We start from the raw sequence: 13,111 nt of genomic DNA on the forward strand, positions 1-13,111 counted from the left end.
TTCAGATGCAATCCGCTGGACTACCAGCCGTAACGGAGTGCCGCGCCAATGGAGCCGGCGCTGTAATTGTTGCCGAAGCGGACGCTGCCGCGGACCACGCCGGACCAGTTGCTGGCGCTGGCCACGTTCACGCCGACGCCGACCTCGCCGAACGTGCCGTTGCCGGCGCTGTCGGTGGCGGAGAAGGCGCTACCGGGGAAGTTGATGTCGACGGCGTTGCTGTCGCCGAAATGGTTCCAGACACTCAGCGTCAGGTCCGGACTGACGGTCATGCCGTTCATCTGCATATCGGTGCCGATGCGCACGCCGATCCTGGCGCGGCCGCTGCTGCCGTTCTGGAAGTCGATGTCGCCGCCAAACAGCGATACGGAATCCATATTGGTGCGGACCCATTCCAGGCTGGCTTGCGGTTCGATGAAGCCCCAGCCCATGGCGACGCGGTAGCCGGCGTCGAGGCGTGCGCCGATATTGGTGGCGTTGGTGCTTGCCTTGCCGCCGACGTCGTTGATGTCGACATCGAGGAAGTCGGCCTTGACGAGGCCGTCGAGGTAGAAGCCGCCATTCAGATAGGTGGCATAGGCGCCGACCGTGCCGCCCTTGTAGTTCCAGCTGTCGTCCGTCGCCTTGAAGTCGAGCCTGGAGGTGACATAGCCGCCCATGACGCCGAACAGCATATCGGCGCCGGCGACACCTTCGAGCCCCATGTCGATGCCGCCGAGGAAGGCACCGGTGCGCTGCTTGCGATCGAGGTTGAGGGTCTCGGCCTGCAGCGAGACCGGATCGGTGAAGCTGGCGCTGCTGTCGCGATTTGACCAATCGCCGGACGCCCGCGCCCAGAGGCCGCCCATGCGCGCGGCGAGTTTTTCCTCCGGCATATCCGCGTTGTGGACGCCGCTTTCCTGCGTGCGCAGATCCGCCATGCGGTCCTGCCAGAAGCCGGTCGTGTCCAGCCACACATCCTGTGCTCCGGTCACGCCGGCTGGCAGTTCGAAACCGGCATTGTCAAGCCCGATGGAACGCAGGCCGTGTGTGTTGCCCTGCAGGAACAGGCCGTAGGTGAAGAAGCCGGCATTGACGGGGCCAGCCAGATCGAAATCGCTGTCGGCGGTTGTTCCGGTCACCGTGACCACGGGGATGAAGACCGCCGGCGCGCCGGCGCCGACGACATTCACGACCAAACCGGTATGACCGGACGAATTGCCGCCGATCGTCAGAGTGTCGGCGACGCCGGTGGTAAAGTTGGCGTCGACGCCGAGCTTCGAATTGCCCTGCCCGGTGAAGTTGCCGCTGGTGGTCAGTCTGTCGCCGGCCACGCCATCGATCATCGTCGTCAGGCCGGCTCCGGAGCCCAGGCTGCCGTTGACGAAGCTATCGAGGCCGATGAAGCTGACGGTGCCCGGTGGAGAGCCAAAGAAGCTGCCCGATGCGTAGAGGGTGCCGCTATTGTTGAGCGTATCGCTACCGGCGCCGAATTTGCTGTCGGTGAATGCCCTGAAGACGCCGGTGTCATTGACGTTCATGACATTGCCGGCGTCGCTCAATTCGACGCGACCGGCAATCACGCCGGCATCGTCGATCCTGGTTGTTCCGGCGGTCGACTTGATGGCCAGGTTGTTGTTGGCGCCGACAAAGCCGGACGTGCCGATGGTGACCGTGGAACCGCCGGTCGAACTGACCTGCAGGCCGCCAAGCTGGCCGTGAATCTTGCCATCGTTGGTGACGAGGATCGTGCTCGATGTGCCGGTCGCGCCAGCTATTGCGCCGAAGCCCACGCTGCTGAACAGCTCCGCATTGTTTCCGGTGTTGCCGATGACAATGTTGCTGCCGGCGCCGCTCGTGTAGGCAGCCAGCCCGGCAACGCCGCCCTTGGCATTGACGAATGCCGTATTGGCGACGGCAATGCTGCTGTCGTCGCCAATGGACTTGGCATAGAGGCCTTCGCCGGCCGTCGAGGCGATGTCGCCGCTGTTGGTGACGCTGATGGTGCCTCCGGCTCCGTAAGTGCCGGCGGCGATACCCTTGCCCCCCGATTTGATGACGGCGGCATTGGTAATGTTGATCGTGCCGCCATCGTCGGGATTGGAATTGCCCGGGTCGGACGGATCCTTGTTGCCGGCCTGTGCAAAGATGCCCGACGCATAGCTTCCTGTCGTGGTTATCGTGCCGCCAGCCTTGTTGCTGATGACGATGCTGCCGTTGCTGGTGGCCGGGAAAAGGGGGCCCTGGCAGCTGCAGGTGCCATAGAGGTTGGCGATCGCGGTGATGCCGTTCGCACCGACGCCGATGGTTGTGATCGCGCCACTGTTGGTGACGCTGATCTGGCTGTTGTCGCCATTGACATTGGCGGCGATGCCGGACGAACGACCGTTCGTCGAGGTGCTGTCGCCGGTCTTGATGGCGCCGCTGTTCTCGACGGTAACCATGCCGCCGTCGCCGTAGGCCTGGGCGAATATGCCTTCGGAATTGGCTGCCGTGGTGATGCTGGCGCTGTTGGTGACCGAAATGTGCACGTTGCTGGCCGAGGAATAGGTGCCCGAGGCCTGGATGCCCCTCGCGTTAGGACCGCCGGCGGTCGTGTCGATGGCGCCGCTGTTGGTGATATCGATGGCTATGTCGCTGCCAATGGCAACAGCGAGGATGCCGTAGGAACCGTTGTCGCCCAGTTTTCCGGCTGTGATCGCGGCCGAGTTTGAAACCGTTATGTCGCCGCCATTGCCATAGGTAATGGCGGCGATGCCGGTGTGGCCGGAACTTATCGTGGCGGCATTTGTAATAGTGATGGTGCCGCCATTGTCGGGGTCGGTATTGCCGTTGCTCCCTGTCAGCGCGAAGATGCCGAACGTACCGGTGCTGGTGTCGATGGTGCCGCCGGCCTTGTTGTCGATGACAATGCTGTCGCCGCTGCTGCCATAGGAAATGGCGACCGCCGTAATACCATTGGCGTTCGGATCCGTGGTTGTGATCGCCCCGCTGTTGGTGACGCTGATCTGGCTGCTGTCGCCGTAGACGTTGGCGACGATACCGAGCGAGCCGGCGTTGATGGCGCCGCTGTTGTCGATGGTGACCGTGGCGCCGGTGCCATAGGAGCGGGCGAGGATGCCTTCGGAATAGGCGCCAGTGGTGATGCTGGCGGTGTTGGTCACTGAAATGTGCGCGTTGCTGTAGTCGTAGTAGCCAGCCGTCGCCTCGATGCCGACAGACCGGTGACCGCCGGCGGTCGTGTCGATGGCACCACCATTGGTGATGGTGATGGTCGCGTCACTGCCGTAGGCGACGGCCATAATGCCGTCGGAGGCATTGGCGCCGCCTGTGCCGGCCGTGATATTGCCCTTGTTGTCGATGGTGATGTTGCCGCCTGCGCCATAGGTAGAGCTGGCGATGCCGATCTTGCCGGCACTGACGGTGGCGGCGTTGGTGATCTTCACCGTGCCGCCATGGTCCGGATTGCCTGCCTTGGCGAGGATGCCATCGGCGCCGGCGCCCGTCGTGGTGATGGTTGCCTTGTTGCCGATGACGATGCTGCCATTGTCGCCATTGTAGTAGTTGGCGATCGCCGAGATACCCGAAGCGGTGTCGCCGATCGTGCTGATGGCGCCACTGTTGGCGATGTTGATCTGGCTGTTGTCGCCGTCGACGGTGGCGAATATGCCGGACGATGTGCCGATCTGAGAGGCACTGGCGCCGGTCTGGATGACGCCACTGTTGTTGATCGTCACGACGTTGTTGGACCCGTAGCCGGCATTGGCGTAGATGCCCTCGGCGTTGGGGCCTGCGGTCAGGTTGCCTGAATTGGTGATGGTGATGTGGGTGTCGCTGCTGAAAACGGTGCCGCTCGTGGCGGCGTCGGTCGCCTTGATGCTGTCGCTGTACGAGTTGATGGTGCCGGTGTTGTTAATGGTGATGTCAGCGCCAATGCCGTTGGTGCCGGCATAGATGCCACGCGCGCCGGTAGACTGCGAGAAAGTCGGCCCCGGAATGAGTGAAGTCGAAGTCGTGGTCAGCGGCCCGCTGTTGGTGATGTCGACGATGTTGCCATTGCCGGTCGTCACAATGCCGATGGCGTTGTCGCCAGCCACGGTTGCACTGCGTGCGACGGTGTTGGTGCACGAGATCGGCGTTGCAGCGCCGTTGACCGTGATCGGCGAGGGCGAGGCCGGCTGCGTGCAGTTTGCCGCGAATGACGGGGACGCGCAGAGCGCTACCAGCGTCGAGCCGAGCGCCGTGCCCAAAAGCAGCGAGCGGCGACGCTTTGGACATAGTTGAACGACGTCGCGCACGAACACGACGTCAAAACCCGACGTAAAACCCATTGGAAGCCCTCCAGCGGCCATGCGTATCCTTGCGGAAGGGAATTGCAATTCGAGTCTGCGTGATTTCAGGGCAATCACTAGTGACGGGCAATTTAAGTTGTATTTATACAACAACTTGTTGAAGTATCAGGTCGCTGAACAGCAGTTCCACCGGTTTGGTGGCTGTCTCACCTGGCGGTGACGGGAAAGTCGAATCGCTGCTTGGCGAACGGTTCATTTGCCAGCGTGAAATGCCACCATTCGCGCGCATAGTTTTTGAAGCCGCCGGTGCGCATGGCATCGAGAAGCATCTTGCGGTTTACCGCGGCTTCGCCGGCGAGCCCGCGGTGTGCGGTCTCGCTTATCGGGTCAAAGCAGTCGAAGCCGGTGCCGAAATCGAGCGTGTCGGCTTCGACAGCACCGCAGGCCGGTTTCGAGGCGGATCTGCTGTCGGCTCGCGCGATGGCGACATCGACCGTCGAGCCACGGGAATGGCTGGACAGTTCACCGACATAGCCCTTGGCGATGAGGTCGCCTCGCTTGACCCACGGATACCACTGCGGATCGGGCGGCCCGCCCTCTCGCGACCATTGCCCCATGTCGGTGACGGCACGGGCAGGGCGGTAGCAATCGAACACGACCAGCGTCAGGCCATTGGCGGCAATCGCCTTCTGGACGTCCGAAAGTGCCTTGGCCGCCTGCTCGGTGAGGATGCAGGCCGGCGCTTCATAGCCGTTCACCTTGCGGCGCAGGAAATTGCCCGATCCGGCGTAACGGATGTCCTGGCGGATCGAAGGGTCGATGGCGGTGAGGTGAACAAAGCCGGCGGGCAGGGTGTCGGCATGTGTCGGCAGAGCGAAAGCCGCCACCATCAGTGCGCAAAAGCCAATGCACTGAATCGCCTGGCGCATTCTATTCAAGGAACGCTTTCACTCGACGAACACTTTCACGCTTGCTGCGCGTCCAGCGGCATCGATCACGGTCAGCGTCGAGTAGCCGGCGCCATCCGGCTGCCAGGTTGCGGTGCGGCGGCGGTCGATGCCGGTCAGCGGCTTGCCGTTGGCCAGCCAGCGGAACGGCGCCCGGCCGCCTTGCAGCTTCAGCACCAGCGGCGAGGCAGCGGCTGAGTTGGTGCCGAGGTCGACGCGAGCGCCGTCCGGCGGAAAGATGATGGTCGGCGCGGGTTCGGTCGGTGTCGCCTGCACCAGGCCGTCCGAGCCGGTGCCGAAACGGGCGAGCGTCATAGGCAGGTCCTCGCGTTTGGGACTGAAGACGCCGGGAGGCTTGCCCGGCAAGGGCACGGTGGCGAGGCCGGAACGGACAAAGCCCTCGAACAGGATCGGGGCGGCCGAGACGTAGCCGGAGAGGCCGGGAACCGCGCCGGCGTCGGGGCGGCCGACCCAGACGCCCAGCACGTAGCGGCCGTCGAAGCCAACCGACCAGGCGTCGCGGTAGCCATAGGAGGTGCCGGTCTTGTAGGCGATGCCGCGCTGCGAGGCGCCCTCGGGCGGCTTGACGCCAGAGAGGATGTCGATGATCTGCCAGTTGGCCTGACCGTCGAGGATGGTGGCGGTGGTGCGCTCGGCATTGGCCGGCTCGGTGCCGTCATGCAGCGTGTGCGTCTTGCCGCCATTGGCGAGGCCTGTGTAGAGCTGGACGAGATCGCGCAGCGACACACCGACGCCGCCGAGGCCGATGGCCAGGCCCGGCGACTCGTTGACCGGCAGCGTGGGGCTGACGCCAGCCTGGCGAAAGCGCGCCATCAGCCGCGTTGGCCCGACCGCGTCCAGCACGCGGATCGCCGGCACGTTGAGCGACAGCTGCAGCGCTTGGCGGATGCTGACGTCGCCCTGGTAGCCCATGTCGAAATTCTTCGGCCGGTAGCCGGAGAAATCGACCGGGCTGTCGTCGATCAGCGTTTCCTGCGCCACCAGGCCCTGCTCAAAGGCAAGTCCATAGATGAACGGCTTCAGCGTCGAGCCGGGCGAGCGGACGATCTTGGTCATGTCGATCCAGCCGGAGCGGCTGGCATCGAAGAAATTGGCCGAGCCGACCTCGGCGAGAATGTCGCCGGTGCGGGCGTCGGCCAGCACCATGGCAACGGAGAGGCGAGGCCCAAGCTTGGTGGCGGCGTCCCTGGCGACCTGCTCCAGCCCTTCCTGGACGCTCTTGCGGATCGTCAGCTGCACGGGTTGGCCGGGCACGGCCTTGGGCAGCATCGCATAGGCGGCGTGCGCGGCGAGCGCCGGCAAGGTGCGGCGCAGGCCTGACACATCGTCGAGGGCGGCACGCGCCGCCTCGCGCTCGCCGAGCAGACCGGAGGAGACCATGCGGGTCAGCACTCGGTCGCGAGCGGCGTGGGCGATCTGGAGGTTGCGGTCGGGCCGGCGCTTTTCCGGCAGCTGCGGCAAGGCAACCAGCAAGGCGGCTTCCGAAACGGTGAGCCGCTTCGGCTCCTTGCCGAAATAGGCCAGCGAGGCGGCGCGCACGCCTTCCAGATTGCCGCCATACGGCGCCAGCGTCAGGTACCGTTCGAGGATCTCGCGCTTGGACAGCCGCCGCTCGATCTGGATGGCACGCAGCATCTGCTTGATCTTGGAGCCGAGGCTGCGGCTTTCGCGCGGCTCGATCAGTCGGGCGAGTTGCATCGACAGGGTCGAGCCGCCGGAGACGATATGGCCGCTTGTGGCGAACTGGCCGGCGGCTCGGGTCAGCGCCAGCACGTCGACGCCCTCATGGTCCCAGAAGCGCTTGTCCTCATAGGTGACCAGCATGTCGACGAACTGCTTGTCGACCTGGTCGAGCCTGGTTTCGAGCCGCCAATAACCGTCCGGCGTGGCGAAGGCGCGCAACAGCTGGCCGTCGCGGTCCTGGACTTCCGTCGAGACCGTGAGCTCGGCCGGGAGCGGCGGCGGAAAGGCGCGGTCGAGTTCCCAGAGGGAGGCGACGGAAAGGGCAAGGATGCCGGCGCAGGAAGCTGCGGTTACGGCTGCCCGGCGCAGGACTTTTCTGGAGAGCATGGCGCTGCCCCTCATCCGCCTGCCGGCACCTTCTCCCCGTATGGTGACGGGGAGAGGGGGGATGTCGCTGGCGCCATCGTTCTGTTCATGATCGCCACCATCGGCGCCTTACGGCGCCTTGACCTCCATCATGCCGGTGGCGGTGCGGGCCGAATATTGCGGCCGGTACATATCCTCCACCGTCGCCGCCGGATGGGCGTAGGTGCCCGGCGTCACCGCGCGCACGACATAGGCCAGCGTGATGTTGCGGTCGCCATCGCCGTCATTGGGGTTGAACGCCGCGACGAAACGGTCGTCGCGGAATTCGAGATGGGCCGCGTCGGTCTGGGCGAGCCAGGAGAAGTTCGACAATTGCGCACTGGAGACCAGGCCCGGATTGTCGATCTCGAAGCCTGCCGGCAACAAGTCGGTGATCAGGAGGCGCGAAGGCCAGCGGTTCTGCTCGTAGATCTTGAGCACAACGACATAACGTTCGTTCTGCGTCGCCTCGGTGACGTTGGCTTCGGTGCCATCGAGCTTGTAGTAGGTTCGGCCGATGGTGAAGCCGTCGCCGCTGGCCGGCAGCGGCTGGATCGGCGACGCCACGGTGGTGACGACGGCCTGCAGCGGGGTCTTGCCGGTGTTGGCGATGGCGAGCGGGCTGTCGACCAGGTCGCTGCCGTTGATCTGGTTGGAATAACCGCCTGAATGCGGCGCGCCATTGACGGTCAGCGTGATCGAATCATTGCCTTCCTTCAATGCGCGGGCCGCCAGCAGCATCCAGGATTCGTCCTGGGTGGTGGTCCAATCGGCTTCGGCGCGTTCTTTCGTCACCAGCTTGATAAGCTCCGGTACGATCGTCGGCACCGGCTTCGATTCCGCCGCCAGCGCCAGCATCGCCGCGCCGTCACGCAGCGGCGAGCCATAGTCGGAGCGGTAGTAGTCATAGTCGGTTGTCGCCTTGGCGAGCTGGAGCGCAGTCTTGAACGTCGCTTCAGCGCGCGGCGTGTCGCCGTAGAGCGCCAGGCTCGCCGCCAACTGGGCAACCGCCATCGGGCTCGAGAAAGCCTCGAGCTGGGTGTCGGCATAGTAGCGCAGGTCGCCGATCGAAGCCTTCTTGTTGCGGGCCAGGACGTAGAGGGCGTAGGCGATCTCGCTGCCACGGTCCTGTACGCTCTGGTCGTAGCCGAGCGAGTTCTGCAGGTTGCTCAGCGCCTGGTTCATGGCCAGGCTCGGCACGTCGTATTTCTGCTCGCGCGCCCTGGTCAGGAAGTCGGTGACATAGGCGTCGAGCCAGAGGTCGCCGGAGCCCGGACCCCACAGGCCGAAGCTGCCGGCAGAGGCCTGGTAGCTCAGAACCTTGTAGATGGCATCCTGGATGCGGCCGTGCAGGTCAGGGTCACTGGCCATGCCGATGCCGGACGCCAATTCATTGACGTAGAGAAGCGGCATGGCGCGGCTGGTGGTCTGCTCAGCGCAACCATAGGGGTAGCGGTCGAGCGTCATCAAAAGCGACGGCACGTCGAAGGCTGCGGCCTGCGAAACGCCGACGCTGACGGAAGCGCCGTCGAGCAGGCTTGCCGCCAGGAGCTCCTTGTCGACGCGCAAAGCGCCGCCATTGCCCTTGAGGTCGACGACCAGGCGGGTGGTGATCGGCAATTGCGCCGGACGCACTGGCACGTACAGCGTCTGTTCGACAGCGGTGCCGTCGGCATGGGCAAGCTTGATGGTGATCGAGGCATTGCCCGCCGTCTGTGCGATCAGCGGCACGGTCAGTGTCTGCCGCTTGCCCTTGGCCAGCGTCAGCTTCTCAGGCAGAGGTTTGTCGCCGGTCGACAGGTCGCCGGTCGTGTTTATCGACAGCGCATAGTCACCGGCCGGGCCATCGGTGTCGGCGACATCGAGGCGCATGGCTGCGGCGTCGCCAGGCGCCAGGAAGCGCGGCAGGCCGGCGGTGATGACCACCGGATCACGCACGATGACGTCGGACTGGGCATGGCCGACCGCTTCCTTGGTCCAGGCGACAGCCATGACGCGCACGGTGCCGTTGAACTGCGGGATGTCGAAGTCGATCCGAGCCTTGCCGTCGGCGTCGAGCTGAACCGGACCAGAGAAGAAGGCGACCAGCTTTTCGGTCGGCGGGCTGCCTTGCGTCTGCATGTTGGCGCCGTCGCCGCCGGTCCTGAGCTTGCCGGTGTTGCCCAGCGAGCCGTCGATCAGGCGACCGTAGAGGTCGCGGATTTCCATGCCCAGCATGCGCTGGCCGAAGAACCAGTTTTCCGGATCCGGCGCTTTGTAGTTGGTCAGGTTGAGGATGCCGACATCGACGGCGGCAACCATGACATAGGCGTTGCTGCCCGGCTGTACGCCGGCCACCGCGACCGGGATCGACAGCTGCTGGCGCGGCATGGTCTTGTCCGGCGGCGTGAGGGTGACGGCGAGCTTCTTCGAGCCCGGATCGACCTTCAGCCACTTCACGCCGATGGCGCGGGCCGGCATGCGCGATTCCTGCGCGTCGCCAGGCCGGAACAGGGTTGCCGTGACATAGGCGCCGGCGCCCCAGTCGTCACCGACCGGGATGTCGACTGTGCTGCCGCCGGCCGGCACGGTTGCCGTGACGGTCTTCAACAGCTTGTCCGAGCCGATGTTGATCAGGAGTTCGCCGGCAAAATGCGGCGAGACCTTGAGCTTGGCCACTTCGCCAGCGGCATAGGTGTCCTTGTCGAGGGCGATCTCCAGGCCGTCAGGCGTTTCGGTGGTGGTCGAGGAGACGTACCAGCCGGCGTCGAACTCGTAGCTGGTCGCCGGTCCCTCGGGATCCGATGTCTCGACCTCGAGGCGGTACTGGCCCCAGTCGACCGGCACGGAGACCGTAGCGTCGCCGTCGGCGCTGAGGTCGACCTGGCCGTTGGCGATTGACTTTGTGAAAGTGACCGGCTCGTAGTTCCACGAGTTGTTGGAGCGGTACCACTGGTAATTGCGTTCGACCTTGACCAGCGTCCATTGGGCGCCTTTCAGCGCCTCACGCTTGCCGTCCGGATCGACGGCGATCAGGCTGAACTTCGCCGTGCCGCCCTGCGGCACTTCATTGTCGGCGAAATCCGGACGGATCCCGATCATATGGCCTTGCGGGCGGATACCGATGTTGAGCGAACGCTCGATGGCGCGTCCGCCGGTTTCGCGCATCCGGACCGTCACCTTGGCGTCGACCAGCTTGGTGGTCGAGGGCAGTTGCTCGACGGAGACCGGGAAGGTCGCCTTGCCGTCATCGCCAACCACCGGCAGATCGGTGAGAGGGGTGACCGTGGGTTCGGCCGACTGCTCATCGGCGAGGCCGAAGGAGAAGCCCTGGAAACGGTCCCAATCGCGGGACGTCGACAGCGTCAACTCGCCTTCCAGCGCCAGGCCTGCTGCCGGCGCGCCGTACAGGAAGCGGCCGTCAATGTTGATGTTGGCGGTTTCGCCCTGTGCGATCTCCTGCTTGTCGGCCTTCATGTCGAATTCGATGCGATCCGGTACGAAATCCTCGACCAGGAACATCTGGCTGGCGACGGCCGGCTGCTTGGGATCGGTGTAGATCGACACCGACCAGGTGCCGCGCATGGCGTTGGGCTCGAGCGGCAGGTCGACGGCGTGGCCGCCGGCCGATGCGCCGTCGCTGACGATGCGGCGGTCCTCGACGCCGTCGGGGCGCGAGAAGATGAAGGTCAGCGGCAGGTTCTCGACCGCCTTGGCAGCGCCGTCGCGGGCAAGGGCCGCGACATGAACATCCTCGCCAGCGCGGTAGATGCCGCGCTCGGTCCAGGCATAGACATCGAGCGCGCCGGGCGCCGCGCGTCCGGTGACGCCACGGTCGGACAGGTCGAAGCCTGCCCGGCCCATGTCGAGGAAGACGAAATCATTGTCGCCCTGCTTGCCCATCAGCACGGCCGGCACCATGCCGCCGTCGCCTCGCGTCAGACCGGGGTTGAAGACGGCGTGGCCGTCGGCATCCGTGGTCGCGGTGCCGAGAACCTCGTTGTTGCGGGCAACTAGCGTCAGTTCGGCGCCCGAGACCGGCTTGGCGCTGCCCAGCGAACGGGCAAAGACATTGAGCCCGTCCTGGCCGGTATAGGTCGACAGGCCGATGTCGGAGACGACGAACCATTGCGTGGCCATCGAATTGTAGTCGTCGCTCTTGTCGTTGACGGCTTGGGCGGTCAGCACATAGACGCCGGGCTTGCGTTGCGGCAGCGCCTCGTCGACCGGGAAGGAGGTGGTGACCTCCTTGTTCAGATCATTGGCGATGTCGAGCTGGCCGTGCCAGACCGGCTCGCCCATCTGCTCGGAAATGTTGGAGATATCATAGCTGTCGAGCTGGTGGAGGAACTGATAGCCCGAAAGAAGCTGCGCCAGCGAACGGTCGCCGATACGGTAGAGCTTCATCTCGGCCGCGTTCATGTTGACGGTGACGACCGGAATGCCGCGGCGCGCGCCGGCCGGCAGCACGAAGCTGTCGCCGGTGAAGCGGGCCGATGGTGCCCGATCCTGCACATAGATCGACAGCACCACGGGGGCGGCCGTTACCTCGCCGATGGCGGCCGGCAGGCCGGCGCGGAAGGTGACCTCGTAATGCTGGCCGTGCTCCAGACCTTCGACGCAGATCTGCTTGTCCTTGGCCTCGACGCCCTTGGGAGGCGCGTTGTCGACGGTGACGAACTGGGCGTAGTCGACGCCGGTCTTGACCAGATCCTCGGAGAATTGTGCACAGATGCGCGGCGCGCTGGTGTCGGCATCGACCGTGTGGTCGATGACGCGGAAACCCTTGCGGGCCTTCAGATCGGCATAGTCGGCCTGGACCGCCGGCGAGGGGACCAGCGCAAGGCTGGCCTCATAGGCCTGCAGGGCTGGGCGGTAGAGATCGCGCTTGTCGAGGCCGTTGCCGAGCAGCGCCAGCACTTCGGCGCGCGTCTTGGTGGTGCGCGAGAGCTTGTAGGCGTTGAAGGCGGCCGAGGTGCCGTTTGCCGGCAAAGTGGAAGCCTCGGACGTGTTGGCGGCAGGCTGCACGGCCAGCGTTGCGCGCGCCAGGGCGAGCCAGAGCTGGCCATCATCGGGCATGACGGACACGGCACCTTCATATCTCAGCATGGCGGAGCGGTGATCGCCGGTAAGCATGGACTGTTCGGCGGCATTCGTCAGCGCCGTCAGCCCTTCCGTCGGCTTGACATAGGCCGGACCCAACAGCTTGTTGCGGTATTGCTGGGCCTGATCGGCCATCCAGTTGGGGAAGAAGGCAAGTTCCGGCGGCGCGCCGATGTCGGGGTCGCCATCGATGTTGACGACCTTGCCGGCGACCGCACCGTTGAACGGCTTCAGCTGATTGTAGTCGGATTTGAGGAAACACCATTTGGCCTTGGTGTTGTAGGTGAAGGCGCGGCAGACCGGATCACCCAGACATGTCGTCTTGCACTGGTCGAGCGTGACATTCTGGTCGGACCTGAGATCAAAGCCGAAATAATCGGAATTGTCCGATGTCGCGATTCGCCGGGCTTCAGCCGCCTGCGCGACACCATTCCAGGCAAAAAAGAGAAGAATCAGGATCGACAGACCACGAGCCGCGCGCATTGCCATTACACCCTCCCAGACACTGCTAACGTCCAGGCATGATCAAGCATCAGTCATGCTTGTCAACACAAGGACGCGGCAGGGTTCCGCCTGCCAACGGTTTCCTTTCCGGCCGATCGCCGGTAGTAGCTCCATAGGACAGGGGATCACGCTTTCTTGCGGCGACGCAGAAGGTGTGAATTCCAAGCCCGTCCTATTTCAGACAATTGGATTGTGGCC

At 64.6% G+C, this 13,111-nt stretch carries 4 protein-coding genes; all 4 read right to left on the reverse strand.

Translation table 11 applies throughout. From position 1 onward, the window contains the following. Nucleotides 1–20: 20 nt before the first annotated feature. On the reverse strand, nucleotides 21–4,310 hold the full coding sequence (locus tag AC1DZP_RS09845; RefSeq protein ID WP_477301912.1) for a beta strand repeat-containing protein: 4,290 nt from the start codon (nucleotides 4,308–4,310) through the stop codon (nucleotides 21–23). Nucleotides 4,311–4,477: 167 nt separating this feature from the next. Continuing rightward, nucleotides 4,478–5,200: a M15 family metallopeptidase gene (locus AC1DZP_RS09850; protein WP_477302219.1), complete on the reverse strand. Its 723-nt coding sequence runs from the start codon at nucleotides 5,198–5,200 to the stop codon at nucleotides 4,478–4,480. 18 nt (nucleotides 5,201–5,218) lie between these two features. Then, nucleotides 5,219–7,309 (reverse strand): penicillin-binding protein 1C, encoded by a 2,091-nt coding sequence (gene pbpC, locus AC1DZP_RS09855; RefSeq protein WP_477301914.1) that lies wholly within the window; start codon nucleotides 7,307–7,309, stop codon nucleotides 5,219–5,221. Between the two features lie 108 nt (nucleotides 7,310–7,417). Continuing rightward, nucleotides 7,418–12,898: an alpha-2-macroglobulin family protein gene (locus tag AC1DZP_RS09860; RefSeq protein ID WP_477301916.1), complete on the reverse strand. Its 5,481-nt coding sequence runs from the start codon at nucleotides 12,896–12,898 to the stop codon at nucleotides 7,418–7,420. Between the last annotated feature and the right edge of the window lie 213 nt (nucleotides 12,899–13,111).

This window comes from Mesorhizobium sp. P2_F8, from assembly GCF_056403655.1.

Bases quoted from the DNA above. Each gene is read 5' to 3' on its own strand.
- AC1DZP_RS09850 (WP_477302219.1), bottom strand. From the start codon at position 5,200: ATGCGCCAGGCGATTCAGTGCATTGGCTTTTGCGCACTGATGGTGGCG.
- pbpC (WP_477301914.1), bottom strand. From the start codon at position 7,309: ATGCTCTCCAGAAAAGTCCTGCGCCGGGCAGCCGTAACCGCAGCTTCC.
- AC1DZP_RS09860 (WP_477301916.1), bottom strand. From the start codon at position 12,898: ATGGCAATGCGCGCGGCTCGTGGTCTGTCGATCCTGATTCTTCTCTTT.
- AC1DZP_RS09845 (WP_477301912.1), bottom strand. From the start codon at position 4,310: ATGGGTTTTACGTCGGGTTTTGACGTCGTGTTCGTGCGCGACGTCGTT.